The organism is Mycobacterium sp. E2462 (assembly GCF_001672685.1).
Classification (GTDB): domain Bacteria; phylum Actinomycetota; class Actinomycetes; order Mycobacteriales; family Mycobacteriaceae; genus Mycobacterium.
This window is the reverse complement of sequence record NZ_LZKC01000303.1, coordinates 1-17,539: the sequence shown is the minus strand read 5'-3', so window position 1 is coordinate 17,539 and position 17,539 is coordinate 1. Positions and strand designations below refer to the sequence as shown.

Annotated in this window: 14 protein-coding genes, 2 tRNA genes and 1 pseudogene; 6 read left to right on the top strand and 11 right to left on the bottom strand. The window is 69.7% G+C overall.

Features of this window, described 5'->3' with window-relative positions; genetic code table 11:
* Positions 1-4 precede the first annotated feature (4 nt).
* Both A5714_RS15455 and A5714_RS15450 read right to left on the bottom strand, forming a co-directional pair.
* A complete protein-coding gene (locus A5714_RS15455; RefSeq protein WP_068286391.1) occupies positions 5-1,147 on the bottom strand; it encodes a D-alanine--D-alanine ligase family protein in 1,143 nt (380 codons plus the stop codon).
* 24 nt (positions 1,148-1,171) lie between these two features.
* On the bottom strand, positions 1,172-2,203 hold the full coding sequence (locus tag A5714_RS15450) for an NAD(P)H-dependent glycerol-3-phosphate dehydrogenase (protein ID WP_068286414.1): 1,032 nt from the start codon (positions 2,201-2,203) through the stop codon (positions 1,172-1,174).
* A gap of 137 nt (positions 2,204-2,340) precedes the next feature.
* On the opposite strand from A5714_RS15450, the gene cofC reads away from it, so the two are divergent.
* The 3 genes from cofC (at position 2,341) to A5714_RS15435 (ending at position 6,322) form a co-directional block, all read left to right on the top strand.
* Entirely contained in the window at positions 2,341-3,015 is a 675-nt protein-coding gene (gene cofC / locus A5714_RS15445) for a 2-phospho-L-lactate guanylyltransferase (protein WP_068072056.1), read from the top strand.
* Between the two features lie 90 nt (positions 3,016-3,105).
* Entirely contained in the window at positions 3,106-5,289 is a 2,184-nt protein-coding gene (locus A5714_RS15440) for an RNA degradosome polyphosphate kinase (protein ID WP_068286389.1), read from the top strand.
* Between the two features lie 85 nt (positions 5,290-5,374).
* Complete coding sequence (locus A5714_RS15435; RefSeq protein ID WP_068286386.1) at positions 5,375-6,322, top strand: NUDIX hydrolase; 948 nt, start codon at positions 5,375-5,377, stop codon at positions 6,320-6,322.
* 107 nt (positions 6,323-6,429) lie between these two features.
* Here the strand turns inward: A5714_RS15435 and A5714_RS15430 are convergent, their stop codons facing one another.
* The 3 genes from A5714_RS15430 to leuC all read right to left on the bottom strand — a co-directional run bounded on the left by A5714_RS15430 (position 6,430) and on the right by leuC (position 9,352).
* Positions 6,430-7,089, bottom strand: a complete 660-nt coding sequence (locus tag A5714_RS15430; protein WP_068286382.1) for an HU family DNA-binding protein — start codon at positions 7,087-7,089, stop codon at positions 6,430-6,432.
* 211 nt (positions 7,090-7,300) lie between these two features.
* The gene (gene leuD / locus A5714_RS15425; RefSeq protein WP_068072064.1) at positions 7,301-7,897 is read right to left on the bottom strand and encodes a 3-isopropylmalate dehydratase small subunit; all 597 of its coding nucleotides are present in this window, start codon (positions 7,895-7,897) and stop codon (positions 7,301-7,303) included.
* A 24-nt stretch (positions 7,898-7,921) separates the two neighbouring features.
* On the bottom strand, positions 7,922-9,352 hold the full coding sequence (gene leuC / locus A5714_RS15420) for a 3-isopropylmalate dehydratase large subunit (RefSeq protein ID WP_068286381.1): 1,431 nt from the start codon (positions 9,350-9,352) through the stop codon (positions 7,922-7,924).
* Positions 9,353-9,437: 85 nt separating this feature from the next.
* Here leuC and A5714_RS15415 point away from each other — a divergent pair, with 85 nt between their 5' ends.
* Positions 9,438-10,139, top strand: a complete 702-nt coding sequence (locus A5714_RS15415; protein ID WP_068072067.1) for an IclR family transcriptional regulator — start codon at positions 9,438-9,440, stop codon at positions 10,137-10,139.
* A gap of 67 nt (positions 10,140-10,206) precedes the next feature.
* Positions 10,207-10,719 carry a pyridoxamine 5'-phosphate oxidase family protein gene (locus tag A5714_RS15410; protein ID WP_068286379.1) on the top strand — a complete coding sequence of 171 codons (513 nt, stop codon included), beginning with the start codon at positions 10,207-10,209 and terminating at the stop codon, positions 10,717-10,719.
* A 24-nt stretch (positions 10,720-10,743) separates the two neighbouring features.
* Here A5714_RS15410 and A5714_RS15405 read toward each other — a convergent pair.
* The 4 genes from A5714_RS15405 to A5714_RS15390 all read right to left on the bottom strand — a co-directional run bounded on the left by A5714_RS15405 (position 10,744) and on the right by A5714_RS15390 (position 13,396).
* Positions 10,744-10,816 (bottom strand) — tRNA-Glu (locus A5714_RS15405).
* A gap of 83 nt (positions 10,817-10,899) precedes the next feature.
* A tRNA-Gln gene (locus A5714_RS15400) sits at positions 10,900-10,971 on the bottom strand.
* A gap of 149 nt (positions 10,972-11,120) precedes the next feature.
* Entirely contained in the window at positions 11,121-12,593 is a 1,473-nt protein-coding gene (gltX, locus tag A5714_RS15395; RefSeq protein WP_156747337.1) for a glutamate--tRNA ligase, read from the bottom strand.
* Positions 12,590-13,396, bottom strand: coding sequence for a fumarylacetoacetate hydrolase family protein (locus tag A5714_RS15390; protein WP_068072071.1), 807 nt, complete (start codon positions 13,394-13,396; stop codon positions 12,590-12,592). Before A5714_RS15390 ends, gltX begins: the two co-directional genes overlap by 4 nt.
* Here A5714_RS15390 and A5714_RS25425 point away from each other — a divergent pair.
* Positions 13,347-14,576 (top strand): annotated as a pseudogene (locus A5714_RS25425) (MFS transporter); the annotation flags it as partial. The gene A5714_RS15390 and the pseudogene A5714_RS25425 overlap by 50 nt on opposite strands.
* Positions 14,577-14,709: 133 nt before the next feature.
* Here A5714_RS25425 and A5714_RS15370 read toward each other — a convergent pair.
* Together A5714_RS15370 and serA are read right to left on the bottom strand one after the other, a co-directional pair.
* Positions 14,710-15,720 carry a 3-isopropylmalate dehydrogenase gene (locus A5714_RS15370; protein ID WP_068070381.1) on the bottom strand — a complete coding sequence of 337 codons (1,011 nt, stop codon included), beginning with the start codon at positions 15,718-15,720 and terminating at the stop codon, positions 14,710-14,712.
* Positions 15,717-17,303, bottom strand: a complete 1,587-nt coding sequence (gene serA / locus A5714_RS15365) for a phosphoglycerate dehydrogenase (RefSeq protein ID WP_068286374.1) — start codon at positions 17,301-17,303, stop codon at positions 15,717-15,719. The genes A5714_RS15370 and serA overlap by 4 nt, the downstream gene beginning before the upstream one ends.
* Positions 17,304-17,539 lie beyond the last annotated feature (236 nt).

Sequence of the window (17,539 nt, the reverse complement as noted above, 5' to 3'; positions counted from 1 at the left end):
GCGGCTAGCGCAGCCCCACCCCGCGCGCCAGCGCCGTCTCCACCATGGTCGCCAGCAGCGTGGGGTAATCGACACCGCTGGCCGCCCACATGCGGGGGTACATCGAGATCGTGGTGAAGCCGGGCATCGTGTTGATCTCGTTGAGGACGGGCCCGTCCTCGGTGAGGAAGAAGTCGACGCGGGCCAGCCCCTGGCAGTCGACCGCCGTGAACGCGCGGATCGCGAGTTGCCGCACGCTGGCGGCGATGTCGTCGTCCACCTTGGCCGGGACGTCCAATTCGGCTGCGTCGTCGAGGTATTTGGTCGCGAAGTCGTAGAACGAATCCTCGCGGCCGCGGACGCCGGCCACCCGGATTTCCCCCACCGTGCTGGCTTCGATTGTGCCGTCGGGCATTTCGAGGACGCCGCACTCCAGCTCGCGGCCGACGATCGCCGCCTCGACGATGACCTTGGGGTCGTGTCGCCGCGCGTGGGTGATGGCATCGTCGAGCTGGTCCCAGCCGGTGACCCGGCTGACGCCGATCGACGAGCCGCCGCGGGCCGGCTTGACGAAGACCGGCAATCCCAGCCGCTCGCGCTCCTCGGCCCGCAGCGTGGCCCGCGTCGGGCGCAGCACCGCGTACGGGCCCACGGGCAACCCCTCGGCGGCGAACAGCTTCTTGGTGAACTCCTTGTCCATGCCGGCGGCGCTGGCCAGCACGCCGGCGCCGACGTAGGGCACCCCGGCCAGTTCGAGCAGGCCCTGCACGGTGCCGTCCTCCCCATAGGGGCCGTGCAGCACCGGGAACACCACGTCGACCGACGCCAGCACCTCGCCGGCGCCGCCGCTCAGCGAGACCAGTTGGCCGCTGCGCCGCGGGTCGGCGGGCAACGCCAGCTCGGTGCCCGAGTCGGAACTCACCTCGGGCAGCCGCCGATCGGTGATCGCCAGCGCCGCCGGGTCACCGTCGGTGAGCACCCACGACCCCTGCGGGGTGATGCCGATCGGGACCACGTCGAACCGCTCCGGATCGAGGTTGCGCAGGATGCTGCCCGCGGACACACACGAGATGGCGTGCTCGTTGCTGCGGCCCCCGAAGACGACGGCGACGCGCACCCGCTCACCCGGGGTCCCCGGGCGCGGCGTCGGCCGGTCGCTGGCAGTCACAATGTCAAGAGGCTACCGGGTCAGTCATTCCGGCTTGGTGCTGCGGCCCAGCAGCAGCGCCATCGCCTCGTCCACCGACAACCCCTTGTGGCAGACCCGGTGCACGGCGTCGGTGAGCGGCATCTCGACGTCGTAACTGGACGCCAGCGCCAGCACCGACTCGCACGACGTCACGCCCTCGACGACGTGCCCGTCGCCGCCGTCGGGGCTGCCCCGCAGGATCGAGCCGACGGTCTCGCCCCGCCCGAGCCGCTCACCGAACGAGCGGTTGCGCGAGTGCGGCGACGTGCAGGTGGCCACCAGGTCCCCCACGCCGGCCAGCCCGGCCAGGGTCGCGCCCTTGGCGCCCAGCGCGATCCCCAGCCGCATGATCTCCGCGAGGCCGCGGGTGATGATCGCCGCGGCGGTGTTCTCGCCGAGGCCCACCCCCACCGCCATGCCGCAGGCCAGCGCGATGACGTTCTTGCACGCCCCGCCGATCTCGGTGCCCACGACGTCGCTGTTGGTGTACGGGCGGAAGTAACCGCTGTTGAGCATCCGCTGCAGGGCAACCGCCCGCCCGGAGTCGTTGGACGCCACCACCGTCGCCGCCGGCTGGCACAGGGCGATCTCGCTGGCCAGGTTGGGCCCCGAGATCACCGCCACGTGCCCGGGGTCGACGCCGGTCACCGACACGATGACCTGGCTCATCCGCATCAGGGTGCCCAGCTCGATGCCCTTGGCCAGGCTCACCAGCGTCGCGCCGTCGCGCAGTAGCGGTGCCCAGGCCTCCAGGTTGCCGCGCAGCGTCTGCGCCGGCACGCCCAACAACACGGTGGTGGCGCCGGCCAGGGCCTCCTCGGGGTCGGCGGTGGCGCGGATGCCCGTCGGCAGCGGCGTGCCCGGCAGATAGTCCGGGTTGTATCGGGTCTCGTTGATGCGCTGGGCGATGTCGGCGCGGCGTGCCCACAGCGTCACCCCGGTCTCTGGGCCGCCCGCGTCGGCCAGCACCTTGGCCAGCGCCGTGCCCCACGCCCCGGCACCCATGACCGCGACGGCGCCTCGCGAACTCGTCATCCAGCACCCCCGGTCGTCGGCCGAAATCCGCACGCGGCACGTGCGGCCGCTACACCCTAGATCAGCGCCGACGGGGCCGTCACGCGAGTGCGCGGGGCGCGGCTCGCGCGCGCGGCGCCGCTGGCAGGATGACGTGCATGAGCGGCACGCGCACCGACGGCGCGGGACACGGCCCCGAAGCGGGCACCCGAGATGTCGCCCTCGTCATCGCCGTCAAGCGGTTGTCCGCGGCCAAGACCCGGCTGGCCCCGGTGTTCCCGGCACCCGCCCGCGAGGCTGTCGTGCTGGCCATGCTGATCGACACCGTCACCGCCGCGCGCGGCGCGCGCGGGGTCGGCTCGATCACCGTCATCACCCCCGACGACGCCGCGGCCGCCGCGGCCACCGAGCTGGGCGCCGCGGTGCTGGCCGACCCGACGCCCGCCGGGCATCCCGACCCGCTGAACAACGCGCTCACCAGTGCGGAGAGCGCGCTGCGCGGCTCTTATGCCAATATCGTTGCGCTGCAAGGGGATTTACCCGCATTGCAGTCCCAGGAGCTGGGCGAGGCGATCGCCGCCGCGCGCCATCACCGGCGCAGCTTCGTCGCCGACCGGACGGCCACGGGAACCGCGGCGCTGTTCGCGTTCGGCGGCCCGCTGGATCCCCGGTTCGGCGCGGATTCGGCGGCACGGCACCGCCGTTCGGGCGCCATCGAGCTGACCGGCGCCTGGCCCGGGCTGCGCTGCGACGTCGACACCTCGGCCGACCTGGCGGCCGCGCGCCGCCTGGGCGTGGGCGCGGCGACCGCGCGGGCCGTCGCGCGGCACTGAGCGCGGCGACGCGAGGCAAGCTGTCGTGCCGGTGAACGTCGGCCCAACGGCGAATGGATGTCCGCCGTGAGCTAGCAGGGCCGCCGCGTCATCTGCAACGATCGCAGGGTGACTGAAACCGAAGCGCAGGCGCGACCCGAAGAGAACGTGTGGCATGCAGGCGACTCGGCCGTCGGCGCACCACCGGCCGCCACCCCGGCCGCGCTCACCGACCTGCCGGAAGACCGTTACCTGAACCGGGAATTGAGCTGGCTGGACTTCAACGCCCGCGTGCTGGCGCTCGCCGACGACAACTCGCTGCCGCTGCTGGAGCGGGCCAAGTTCTTGGCGATCTTCGCCTCCAACCTCGACGAGTTCTACATGGTGCGCGTCGCCGGGCTCAAGCGCCGCGACGAGATGGGGTTGTCGGTGCGGTCCGCCGACGGCCTGACCCCGCGCGAGCAGCTGGCCCTCATCGGTGAGCAGACACAGCACATCGCCACGCGGCACGGCCGGGTGTTCCTCGACTCCGTCCGGCCGGCGCTGGCCGAAGAGGGCATCCACATCGTCACGTGGACCGACCTCAACGACGACGAGCGCGACGAACTCTCCCGGTACTTCATCGAACAGGTCTTCCCGGTGTTGACGCCGCTGGCCGTCGACCCCGCGCACCCCTTCCCGTTCGTCAGCGGCTTGAGCCTCAACCTCGCCGTGACGGTGCGGCAGCCCGAGGACGGCAGCCAGCACTTCGCCCGGGTGAAGGTGCCCAACAACGTCGATCGTTTCGTCGAGCTCACGAACCAGTCCGAGGACGGCGACGGGCCGACCATCATCCGGTACCTGCCGATGGAGGAGCTCATCGCGGCGTTCCTGCCGGATCTGTTCCCGGGCATGGAAATCGTCGAGCACCACGCGTTCCGCATCACCCGCAACGCCGACTACGAGGTCGAAGAGGACCGCGACGAGGACCTGTTGCAGGCGCTGGAAAGGGAGTTGGCGCGCAGGCGATTCGGCTCGCCGGTGCGGCTCGAGATCGCCGACGACATGACCGAGAACATGCTCGAGTTGCTGCTGCGCGAACTCGACGTGCACCCCGGTGACGTCATCGAGGTGCCGGGGCTGTTGGACCTGTCGTCGCTGTGGCAGATCTACGGCGTCGACCGGCCCGCGCTGAAGGACCCGGCCTTCGTCCCGGCGACCAGTCCCGCGTTCGTCGACCGGGAGACTCCGCGGAGCATCTTCGCGACGCTGCGCGAAGGCGATGTGCTGCTGCATCATCCGTACGAATCGTTCTCCACCAGCGTGCAGCGCTTCATCGAGCTGGCCGCCGCCGATCCCAACGTGCTGGCGATCAAGCAGACGCTGTACCGCACGTCCGGTGATTCGCCGATCGTGCGGGCGCTCATTGCCGCCGCCGAGGCGGGCAAGCAGGTCGTGGCCCTGGTGGAGATCAAGGCGCGCTTCGACGAGCAGGCAAACATCCGGTGGGCCCGCACGCTGGAGCAGGCGGGCGTACACGTCGTTTACGGCTATGTCGGCCTCAAGACGCACTGCAAGACCTGCCTCGTGGTACGCCGCGAAGGGTCGGCCATCCGGCGCTACTGCCACATCGGGACGGGTAACTACAACGGCAAGACGGCGCGGCTTTACGAGGACGTCGGCCTGCTCACCGCCTCGCCCGAGATCGGTGCGGACCTGACGGACCTGTTCAATTCGCTGACCGGCTATTCGCGCAAGGTGGCGTACCGGAATCTGTTGGTGGCGCCGCACGGCATCCGCACCGGCATCATCGAACGCGTCGAGCGTGAGATCGCCGCCCACGGCGAGCACGGCGGCGGACGGATCCGGATGAAGATGAACGCCCTCGTCGACGAGCAGGTGATCGACGCGCTGTACCGCGCCTCGCGCGCCGGCGTGCGGGTCGAGGTGGTGGTCCGCGGCATCTGCGCGCTGCGCCCCGGCGCGGAAGGCTTCTCGGAGAACATCGCGGTCCGCTCGATCCTCGGCCGCTTCCTGGAACACTCGCGGATCATGCATTTCACATGCCAGAACGAATTCTGGATCGGTAGCGCCGACATGATGCACCGCAACCTCGACCGTCGCGTCGAGGCGCTGGTTCAGGTCAAGGATCCGCGGCTGACGCCCTACCTGAACGACCTGTTCGAGTCCGCCCTCGATCCCTCGACGCGGTGCTGGGAGCTCGGTCCCGACGGCCAGTGGATCGCGTCGCCGCAGGCGGGTCATTCGGTGCGGGATCACCAAGTATCTTTGATGGAGCGGCACCGCACTCCCTAGCGCTGCGTGGTGTTTTCGGGAGGCCTTTGCGGCCGCACCACGATTGTGCGTGCGGCCGAAACCGAATTGATCTGCAGGAGTTGAGGTGCCGTCTCAGAACTCGTCCGCCGCGCGGCGCTCGGGAAGCCGGATCGTCTACGCCGCGGGCGCGGTGTTGTGGCGGCCGGCCGGTGACGCGACGACCGAAGCCGACCTCGAGTTCGCCGTGATCCACCGGCCGCGCTACGACGACTGGTCGCTGCCCAAGGGCAAGGTGGACCCGGGCGAGACCGCCCCGGTGGCCGCGGTGCGCGAGGTGCTGGAGGAGACCGGCCAGCACGCCATCCTGGGCCGGCGCCTGGACAAGGTGAGCTACCCGATCGATCAGGGCGTCAAGAAGGTCTATTACTGGGCGGCGCGCAGCGCCGGCGGAGAGTTCACGCCGAACAAGGAAGTCGACGAGTTGGTGTGGCTGCCGGTCGACGACGCGCTGGGCAAACTGACCTATTCGCACGACCGAAAGTTGTTGCGGCAGTTCGGCAAAAAGCCCGCCGACACGCGCACCGTGCTGGTGGTCCGGCACGCGACGGCCGGCCGCAAGTCACGCTTTTCCGGCGACGACGCCAAGCGACCGCTGGACAAGCGGGGGCGCGCGCAGGCCGAGGCGCTGGTGGCGCAACTGCTGTCGTTCGGCGCCAGCGAGGTCTACGCGGCGGACCGGGTCCGCTGCCACCAGACCGTGGAGCCGCTCGCGGAGGAGCTGGGCGTGACGGTGCACAACGAGCCCGCCCTCACCGAGGAGGCGTACGCGAAAAGCCCGAAACGCGCGCGACACCGGATGCTGGAAATCGCTGAGACAGCGGGCACGCCGGTGGTCTGCTCGCAGGGCAAGGTAATCCCGGACCTTATCGAGTGGTGGTGCGAACGCGACGGCGTGCGCCCCGACAAGGCCCGCAACCACAAGGGCAGCACCTGGGTGCTGTCGCTGTCCGGCGGCCGCCTGGTGGCGGCAGACCACATCGGCGGGGCGCTGGCCGCCAACGTGCGGGCTTAGGGCCCTCGGCGGCGCATCGGCCGCCAACGTGCTGGCTGCACACACGAATACCCTTCGGGGGCACCACTGCCGCCCGAAGGGTATTCGCGTCTGGTTATTCGCCCGCGCTACTTGCGGCCACGACGCGTGGTCGTGGCGGCGGTCTTCTTGGCGGGAGCCTTCTTGGCCGGAGCCTTGGTTGCAGCCTTGGTCGCCGTCTTCTTCGCCGGGGCCTTGGTCGCGGCCTTCTTGGCCGGGGCGGCCTTGGTCGCCGTCTTCTTGGCCGGGGTGGCCTTGGTCGCCGTCTTCTTGGCCGGGGTGGCCTTGGTCGCCGTCTTCTTGGCCGGAGCCTTGGTTGCGGCCTTCTTGGCCGGAGCCTTGGTCGCGGTCTTCTTGGCGGCGGCGGTGCTGGTGGTCTTCTTCGCCGGCGCCTTCTTGGCGGCGGTCTTCTTGGCCGCGCCGGTCGCCACCACGCCACGCTTGACGGCGGGGCCTTCCGACGGGAGGCGCTGTGCGCCAGAGACAACCGCTTTGAATTGCGCGCCGGGACGGAACGCCGGGACGGACGTCGGCCTTACCTTCACCGTTTCACCGGTCCGCGGATTCCGGGCGACGCGCGCCGCGCGGCGCCGCTGCTCGAACACACCGAAGCCGGTAATGGTGACGCTGTCGCCCTTGTGTACCGCACGCACAATGGTGTCGACAACGTTCTCGACCGCAGCGGTCGCCTGCCGACGGTCCGTGTTCAACTTCTGTGTGAGCACATCAATGAGCTCTGCCTTATTCATCAATCCCTCCGACGCTAGTGGTCCTCGATTTTGAACCGACTAGTGGACACGGTAAACCCTCACCCAGCAAATTTCCAAGAGCCACGCGCAATTTCAGAGCAATGCGGGCTTCGTTTTCGCAATCCGGTTGCCGCCCTTGACCGGTGGAGGGACCCGAAAAGCGCGTCGGTTAGTCAGGCGAGGCAACCGATATTTTGCCCCCGCCGGGCGGTTAGGCGCTGGGCACGGTGCGCGGTTTCCAGTCCGGATACGCCGCTTCGAACGACTCGATTTTGTCGAGTTTCCGCAGCGTAAGGCCGATATCGTCGAGTCCTTCCAGCAGCCGCCAGGCGGTGTGGTCGTCAATCGTGAACGGCAGCACCGTCGTTCCCGCGGTGATAATTCGATCTTGAAGATTGGCAGTGATTTCCAGGCCCGGGCTCTGTTCGATCAGCTTCCAGAGAAGTTCGACACCATCTTGAGAAACTTCGGCGGCCAACAGCCCCGCCTTGCCGGCGTTGCCCCGGAAAATGTCACCGAACCGAGACGAGATGACCACCCGGAAGCCGTAGTCCATCAGCGCCCACACCGCGTGCTCGCGCGACGAGCCGGTCCCGAAATCGGGCCCCGCCACCAGCACTGACCCCCGGTCAAAGGGACTGAGGTTGAGGATGAATGACGGGTCGGACCGCCAGCTGGCGAACAGCCCGTCCTCAAATCCGGTTCGGGTCACCCGTTTCAGGTAGACCGCCGGAATGATCTGATCGGTATCCACATTGGACCGGCGCAGCGGCACACCGATACCGGTGTGGGTCACAAATGCTTCCATGCTCATTCCTTCCGTGACGATCCGTCAGCTCAAATCAGCGGGAGCGGAAAGCGTGCCGCGAACCGCCGTGGCGGCGGCCACCGCCGGAGAAACCAGGTGCGTGCGGCCGCCCTTGCCCTGGCGCCCTTCGAAGTTGCGGTTCGACGTGGCCGCGCACCGCTCCCCCGGCGCGAGCTGATCGGGATTCATTCCCAAGCACATCGAGCAGCCGGCCTGGCGCCATTCGGCGCCGGCGGCGGTGAAAACCTCGCCCAGACCTTCGGCTTCGGCCTCAGCGCGCACCCGCATGGAGCCGGGCACGACGAGCATCCGCACGCCCGGCGCGATTTTGCGGCCGCGCAGCACGTCGGCGACCACCCGCAGATCTTCGATGCGGCCGTTGGTGCACGAGCCCACGAATACGGTGTCGACCGCGATGTCTCGCATCGGCATACCCGGTTGAAGGCCCATGTATGCCAAGGCTTTCTCGGCGGCCTGCCGCTCGCCGTCGTCGGCCATCAGCTCCGGATCCGGCACGGCCGCGGACAGCGGCACGCCCTGGCCGGGGTTGGTGCCCCACGTCACGAAGGGGCTCAGCGAGGCGGCGTCCAGAAACACCTCGGTGTCGAAAACGGCGCCGGCATCGGTATGCAACTGCTGCCAGTACGCCATGGCCGCGTCCCACTGCGCGCCCGTCGGCGCGTGCGGCCGGCCACGCAGGAACGCGTAGGTGGTCTCGTCCGGGGCCACCATGCCCGCGCGGGCGCCGGCCTCGATGCTCATGTTGCAGACCGTCATGCGGCCCTCCATCGACAGCGATTCGATGGCGCTGCCGCGATATTCGATGACGTGGCCCTGACCGCCGCCCGTGCCGATCTTGGCGATCAGCGCCAAGATGATGTCCTTGGCCGTCGCGCCGGCGGGCAATTCCCCGTCGACGTTGACCGCCATCGTCTTGAAACGGCGCAGCGGCAGCGTCTGGGTCGCCAAGACGTGCTCGACCTCCGAGGTGCCGATACCCATCGCCAGCGCCCCGAAGGCGCCGTGCGTGGACGTGTGGCTGTCGCCACAGACGACGGTCATGCCCGGTTGCGTCAGGCCCAATTGCGGCCCGACGACGTGCACGATGCCCTGCTCGATGTTGCCCATGGGGTAGAGGCGCACGCCGAACTCGGCGCAGTTCCGCCGCAGGGTGTCGACCTGGGTGCGCGACACCGGGTCCGCGATGGGTTTGTCGATGTCCAGGGTGGGAACGTTGTGGTCCTCGGTGGCCAGCGTCAGGTCCGGGCGCCGCACCGGGCGCCCGGCCAACCGCAGCCCGTCGAACGCCTGCGGGCTGGTGACCTCGTGCACCAGGTGCAGGTCGATGTAGATCAGGTCGGGCTCGGCGTCCCCGCCCGCCGCCACAACGTGGTCCTCCCAGACTTTTTCGGCCAGGGTGCGCGGCCCGCGGGCCGAGCTGCCGTCAGAATTCATCGCAACCGCCTCTATTCACCTCGCCAGCGGCTCGCCAGACCGAATGGGCTGTTGATCTCAGAATGCGAGACGCTAGTATCTCCTTGTGAGACAGCATAGCGGCATCGGCGTCTTGGACAAAGCGGTCGGTGTTCTGCACACCGTCGCCCAATCACCCTGCGGGTTGGCGGAACTGTGCGAACGGACCGCGCTGCCGAGGGCCACCGCCTACCGGCTGGCCGCGGCGCTGGAGGTGCATCGCCTGCTGGCGCGCGACGACGAGGGGCGCTGGCGGTTGGGACCCGCGGTCACCGAACTGGCGGCGCACGTCAACGACCCCCTGCTGGCCGCCAGCGCGTCGGTGTTGCCGCTGCTGCGCGAGACCACCGGGGAAAGCGTGCAGCTCTATCGCCGGGAGGGCACCGACCGGGTCTGCGTGGCGGCCCTGGAACCCGCTGCGGGGCTACGCGATACGGTTCCGGTCGGTGCGCGCCTGCCGATGACGGCGGGGTCGGGGGCCAAAGTGCTTCTGGCCCATAGCGACGCCGCCACCCAGAAGGCCGTTCTGCCCGCGGCGAAATTCACCGAGCGAACGCTGGCCGAGGTGCGCCGCCGCGGCTGGGCGCAGAGCGTGGCAGAACGCGAGCCCGGGGTGGCCAGCGTGTCGGCGCCGGTGCGCGACGGTCGCGGCACCGTCATCGCCGCCATCTCGGTGTCCGGCCCCGTCGACCGAATCGGCCGGCGACCAGGAGCGCGCTGGGCCGCCGACCTATTGTCAGCGGCCGAGGCGCTCACCCGCCGCCTCTAGCCGCGACGCGCCGAATTTTCCTCGCCCGCTGGTCAACCGCGTCGCCGGGGCTGACAGACTGACCGCCATGGGAACCAATCAGCGCGCGAGCATCGTGATGTCCTCCGACGAGGTCGCCGATTTCGTCGAGAAGAGCCGCACCGGAACGCTGGCCACCGTCGGCCCCGACGGCCAGCCGCACCTCACGGCGATGTGGTACGCCGTCGTCGACGGTGAGATCTGGCTCGAGACCAAGGCGAAGTCGCAGAAGGCGGTCAACCTCGGCCGCGACCCGCGGGTGAGCTTCCTCATCGAGGACGGCGACACCTACGACACGTTGCGCGGGGTGTCCTTCGAGGGCGTCGCCGAGATCGTCGACGACCCCGACGTGGCGCACCGGGTCGGCGTCAGCGTGTGGGAGCGCTACACGGGGCCCTACACCGACGACATGAAGCCGTTCGTCGAGCAGATGATGAACAAGCGGGTCTGTGTGCGGATCGTGGCGCAGCGGGCGCGTTCGTGGGATCACCGCAAACTCGGTTTGCAGCCCATGCCGGTGGGCGGATCCACCGCCCCGGCGGCGAAGGGGACCGGGCAGTAAGCGCCGGTCCGCGCGATTGCTTTGTAGCCCCGATGGGATTCGAACCCACGCTACCGCCGTGAGAGGGCGGCGTCCTAGGCCGCTAGACGACGGGGCCAGACACGATCCATAGACGATCCGGAGAGCCAGCATAGCTCACGCCCCGAAGTGCACCTAATCGCTTGCGCAGAAGCGATTTTGCTGGGGTACCAGGACTCGAACCTAGAATGGCTGAACCAGAATCAGCTGTGTTGCCAATTACACCATACCCCATCGGCTGCCTAAAACCGCTGGTCAGAGCCCCCGCCGCCCCCTGATGGGGGTCCGTCGGGCCGCGCCGCAGCCGTCGTCGGCCTTTCTCGAGCCGCAGAGCAGACTATCAAAGACTCCGACGACCTCGCGCATGCCCGGTCCCGGCTCGGTCATCCGATGGTGTCGCGTGCGGCCCGAAGCCGCCGCAGGCTGCGGTCGCGGCCCAGCAGCTCCAGCGACTCGAACAACGGCGGGCTGATCGTGGTACCCGTGGCGGCGACCCGGATCGGGCCGAATGCCTTGCGCGGTTTGAGGCCCAGCGTGTCGATCAGGGCCGCCTTGAGTACGGCCTCGATGCCCGCCGCGGCCCACTCGCCCACGCCGTCCAGCGCGGCCAGCGCGGCGTCGAGCACCGCGGCGCCGTCGGGCCCCAGCTCCTTGCCGGCGGCCTTCGGGTCGATCGAGTACTCGTCGTCGTTGAGGAACTTCAGCAGGTCCCAGGCGTCGCCGAGCACCACGATGCGGGTCTGCACCAGTTCGGCGGCGACGGCGAAATCGGCCTCGTCGAGACCCACCCGGTGGCCGTGCGCCGCAAAGTAATCGCGGAGCCGGGCGGTGAAGTCGTCGACCGCCAGCATCCGGATGTGCTCGCCGTTGAGGGCGTCCGCCTTCTTCTGGTCGAACCGCGCCGGGTTGGAGTTGACGTCGACCACGTCGAAGGCGGCCACCATCTCGTCGAGGCTGAACAGGTCGTGATCATCGGCGATCGCCCAGCCCAGCAGCGCAAGGTAATTGAGCAACCCCTCGGGGATGAAGCCGCGGTCGCGGTGGGCGAACAGGTTCGACTGGGGATCCCGCTTGGACAGCTTCTTGGTGCCCTCCCCCAATACCGTTGGCAGGTGCGCGAACTGCGGGACGCGCTCGGCGACCCCGATGCGGATCAGCGCCTCGTACAGCGCGATCTGGCGAGGCGTCGAGGGCAGCAGATCCTCGCCCCGCAAGACGTGTGTGATCTTCATCAACGCGTCGTCGACCGGGTTGACCAAGGTGTACAACGGTTCCCCGGTCCCGCGGGTCAACGCGAAATCGGGCACGCTGCCGCCGGCGAACGTGGTGGTGCCGCGCACCAGGTCGTCCCAGGAGATGTCCGCGTCGGGCATCCGCAGCCGCACCACGGGCTGCCGGCCCTCGGCCAGGAAGGCGGCGCGCTGCGAATCGGTGAGCTGCCGGTCGAAATTGTCGTAGCCCAGCTTCGGGTTGCGGCCGGCCGCGATGTGGCGCGCCTCGACCTCCTCCGGCGTGGAGAACGCGTAGTACGCCTCCCCCGCCTCGACCAGCCTCGCCACCACGTCGCGGTAAACGTCGGTGCGCAGCGACTGCCGGTACGGCCCGTAGGGCCCGCCGACCTCCGGCCCCTCGTCCCAGTCCAGCCCGAGCCAGCGCAGCGCGTCGAGCAGCGCCAGGTAGCTCTCCTCGCTGTCGCGCTGCGCGTCGGTGTCCTCTATCCGAAAAACGAAGGTGCCGCCCGTGTGTCGAGCATACGCCCAGTTGAACAGGGCGGTGCGGACCATCCCGACGTGCGGCGTGCCGGTCGGCGACGGGCAGAACCGCACCCGCACCGCGTCGGGGTGCGCCGCCGTCACGAGTTGCCTTTGCGGACCACGGGATTGGACAGCGTCCCGATTCCCTCGATGGTGATGGAAACGGTGTCGCCGTCCTCGATGGGACCCACCCCGGCCGGGGTGCCGGTGAGGATGAGGTCACCGGGCAGCAGGGTCATGACGGCCGAAATCCATTCGACGATCGCGCCGATGTCGTGGATCAGCAGCGACGTGCGGCTGTCCTGCTTGACCTCTCCGTTGACCTCGGTGCGCAGCGCGAGGTCGCCCGGGTCCAGCGGCGCGAGGTCGGTGACGATCCACGGGCCGACCGGGCAGAAGGTGTCGTGCCCCTTGGCCCGGGTCCATTGCCCGTCGGACTTCTGCTGATCGCGCGCCGACACGTCGTTGCCGATGGTGTAGCCCAGGATGTTGTCGGCGGCCTGGGCGGCCGAGACGTCCTTGCAGGGCTTGCCGATCACCACGGCCAGCTCGCCCTCGTAGTGCACGGGTGATGCGTTGGCTGGCAACCGGATCGGCACGTTGGGCCCGACGATAGCGGTGTTGGGTTTGAGGAAGATCACCGGGTCCGCGGGTGCGGGGCCGGTGAGCTCGCTCATCTCCGCGATGTGGTCGGCGTAGTTCTTGCCGACGCACACCACCTTGCTGGCGAGGATGGGGGCCAGCAGCCGGACATCGGCCAACGGCCAGGAGCGGCCGGTGAAGTTCGGCGTGCCGAACGGGTGCTCGGCGATCTCGCGGGCGATCATCGCGGTGGGGTCGTCGAGTTCGCCGTCGATGCTGACGAAGGCGACACCGTCGGGACTGGCGATTCGACCAAGGCGCATTTGGGTGAGCCTACTAACAAGGGCTGGCCGGCGGCGCAGCCGGTCGCCGGTCCGGCCGCCACCGCAGCGGTCTCACCAGCGTCTTTATCGGCATATGCCAGCATGGGGAATGCAGACGGACACGACGGCCAAGCGTGAACTCGGCGCGGCGGCGCGCTGGTCGATTCTGGCCGTCTCGTTGCTGGCGACGGCCAGCTCCTTCCTTTTCATCAACGGGATCGCTTTTCTGATCCCCTCGCTGCAGAGCACCCGCGGCATCCGCCTCGACGAGGCCGGCCTGCTGTCCTCCATGCCCAGCTGGGGCATGGTGGTCACGCTCGTGGCGTGGGGCTACATCCTGGACCGGGTGGGCGAGCGGGTGGTGCTGGCCGTCGGTTCGGCGCTGACCGCGGCGGCCGCCTACGCCGCGTCGTCGGCGCACTCGATGGTGCTGATCGCCGTGTACCTGTTCCTCGGCGGCATGGCCGCCGCCAGCTGCAACACGGCGGGCGGGCGGCTGGTGTCGGCGTGGTTCCCGCCGGAGCGGCGCGGCCTGGCGATGGGAATCCGCCAGACCGCCCAGCCGCTGGGAATCGCATTGGGCGCGTTGGTCATTCCGGAGCTCGCCGAGCATGAGGCGGGCGCGGGGCTGCAATTCGTGGCGTTGGCGTGCGGGCTGGGGGCGGTGGCCAGCGCCATCGGCGTCGTCGACCCGCCGCGCAAACCCCGGGAGAAGGCCAGCGATACCGAGCTCGCCAGCCCCTATCGAGGGTCGTTGACCCTGTGGCGGATTCACGCCGTGGCGGGGCTGATGATGGTGCCGCAGACCGTGACCGTCACCTTCATGCTGGTCTGGCTCATTCGCAACCTGCACTGGTCGGTCGCGGCGGCCGGGGGCTTGGTGACGCTGTCGCAGCTGGTGGGGGCGCTCGGGCGAATTGCGGTGGGGCGGTGGTCGGATCGGATCGGCTCGCGGATGCAGCCCGTCCGCCTCATCGCCTTGTTGGCGGCCGTCACCCTGTTGCTGCTGGCGTGGGCGGACTTTCTGGATTCGCGGTACCAGGCTCCGCTGATGGTGGCGATCACGGTGATCGCGGCACTGGACAACGGGTTGGAGGCCACGGCGATCACCGAATTCGCCGGACCGTTCTGGAGCGGGCGCGCGTTGGGCTTTCAGAACACCACGCAACGGGTCATGGCCGCGAGCGGCCCCCCGCTGTTCGGCGCGCTGATCACCGCGGCGAAATACCCGACGGCGTGGATATTGTGCGCCGTCTTTCCGTTGGCGGCGGCGCCGCTGGTGCCGACGCGGCTGCTGCCGCCCGGCCTGGAGACTAGAGCGCGGCGGCAATCCGTTCGCCGACTTCGCTGGTGGCGAGCCGTGCGTTCCCACGCGCTGCCAGATAGGTCTCGACGGCCCGATCCACCCGCGCCGCGGCGGCGTCCTCGCCCAGATGAGCGAGCAGCAGCGCCACCGACATGATCGCCGCGGTGGGATCCGCGACGCCCTGACCCGCAATGTCGGGCGCGCTGCCGTGCACCGGCTCGAACATCGACGGGTTGGTGCGGGTGGCGTCGATGTTGCCGCTGGCGGCCAACCCGATTCCGCCGCTGACCGCCGCGGCCAGGTCGGTGATGATGTCGCCGAACAGGTTGTCGGTGACGATCACGTCGAACCGGCCTGGGTCGGTGACGAGGAAAATCGTTGCGGCGTCAATGTGTTGATACGCCACCTCGACATCGGGGTAATCCTGGCCCACCTCGGCGACCACCCGCGCCCACAGCTTGCCGGCGAACGTCAGCACATTGGTCTTGTGCACCAGGGTCAGGTGCTTGCGCCGGCGCCGGGCCCGCTCGAACGCGTCGGCGACCACGCGACGCACCCCGAACGCGGTGTTCAGGCTGACCTCCGTGGCCACCTCGTGCGGCGTCCCGGCGCGGATCGCGCCGCCGGTCCCGGTGTAGGGGCCCTCGGTGCCCTCGCGCACTACGACGAAATCGATGGCGGGGTCACCGGCCAGCGGGCTGCGCACCCCGGGGTAGAGCCGGGCGGGCCGCAGGTTGACGTGGTGGTCCAGCTCGAACCGCAAGCGCAGCAACAGGCCTCGCTCCAGCACGCCGCTGGGCACCGACGGGTCGCCGATCGCCCCCAGCAGGATGGCGTCGTGCTCGCGCAGCTCGGCCACCACCGAGTCCGGCAGCAGCTCGCCGGTGGCGTGGTAGCGCCGAGCGCCCAGGTCGTATTCGGTCTTGTGCACACCGGGCAGCACCGCGTCGAGGATGTCGAGCGCCTGCGCCGTGACTTCCGGACCGATGCCGTCGCCGCCGATCACCGCGAGTTTCACGTCAGGTCAACCACTTCCAGCTTGTTGGCGCCGACCGCCGAGGAGATCTCGGCCCGCACGTCGGCGGGGACGTCGCGGTCGAGCCGCAACAGGATCGTCGCGCCGGGCCCCTCGGCGTCCTCGGACAGCTGCGCGGCCTGGATGTTGACCCCGGCCGCGCCCAGCAGCGTGCCGATCTTGCCCAGCGCGCCGGGCTGGTCGACGTAGTTGATCACCAGGTTGGTGCCGCGGGCGCGCAGGTCGAAGTTGCGGCCGTTGATCTGGACGATCTTCTCGACGAGCTGTGGGCCGGACAGGGCGCCGGCGACGTTGACGGCGGTGCCGTTGTGCGCCACCGCGCGAACGTCGACGACGCTGCGGTGGTTGGGGCTCTCGGAGGCCTTGGTGAGTTCCGCGGTGACGCCGCGCTCCTCGGCCAGCGACGGCGCGTTGACGAATGTGACCGGGCCCTCCACGACGGCCGAGAACAGGCCGCGCAGCGCCGAAAGTTTAAGCACTTCAACGTCTTCGGAAGCCAGCTCGCCACGCACCTGTACCGTGACCGACACCGGGGGCCCGTCGGACAGGGTGGCGGCCAGGACGCCGAGCTTGCGCACCAGATCCAGCCACGGCGCGACCTCCTCGTTGACCACGCCACCGCCGACGTTGACCGCGTCCGGCACGAATTCCCCGGCCAGGGCCAGCTTCACGCTCGCGGCGACGTCGGTGCCCGCCCGATCCTGCGCCTCGGAGGTCGACGCGCCCAGGTGCGGGGTCACCACCACCTGCGGCAGGTCGAACAGGGGGCTGTCGGTGCACGGTTCCTTGGCGTAGACGTCGATGCCGGCGGCGCGCACGTGGCCGCTGGTGACCGCCTCGGCCAATGCCTCCTCGTTCACCAGCCCACCCCGGGCGGCGTTGACGATGATGACGCCGGGCTTGGTCTTGGCCAGGGCCTCTTTGTCGATCAGCCCGGCGGTCTCCGGCGTCTTGGGCAGGTGCACGGAGATGAAGTCGGCGCGGGCGAGCAACTCGTCGAGCGACAGCAGCTCGATGCCCAGCTGCGCGGCGCGGGCCGGCGACACGTAGGGGTCGTACGCGACGAGGTGGGTGCCGAACGCGGTCAACCGCTGGGCGACGAGTTGCCCGATGCGGCCCAGCCCCACCACGCCAACGGTCTTGCCGAAGATCTCGGTGCCGTTGAACGACGACCGCTTCCAGGTGTGCTCGCGCAGCGAGGCGTCGGCGGCCGGGATCTGACGGGCCGCGGCCAGCAGCAGCGCCAGGGCGTGCTCGGCGGCGCTGTGGATGTTCGACGTCGGGGCGTTGACCACCAGCACACCGCGTTCGGTGGCGGCGGCCACGTCGACGTTGTCCAGCCCCACTCCGGCGCGGGCGACGATCTTGAGTTTGGTGGCGGCGGCCAGCACCTCGGCGTCCACGGTGGTGGCCGAGCGGACCAGCAGCGCGTCCGCCTCCGGCACCGCGGCCAGCAGCTTCTCGCGGTCGGGTCCGTCCACCCACCGGACCTCCACCTGGTCTCCCAGCGCGGCGACGGTCGATTGTGCGAGCTTGTCGGCGATCAATACAACAGGCAGGGTCACCCGGCCAGCCTATCGGCTGGCGTTGACGGCTCGACGGCAGCGGGGGGCACGGTCGGACCGGCCGGCGCCCGCGCGGGGGGCTCACCACAGGCGCCCCACGCGTCCCGTTCCGGAGGTGACCGGGTAAGTGCCCGCCTCACAGCGACAACGGCTCGGCCGCGCGCCGATGGGAGGCCGACCGCGGCGGTGGCTCGGCGCGGGCGGCGCGGCGCGGCGGCGCTGGCGCACCTGCGCGG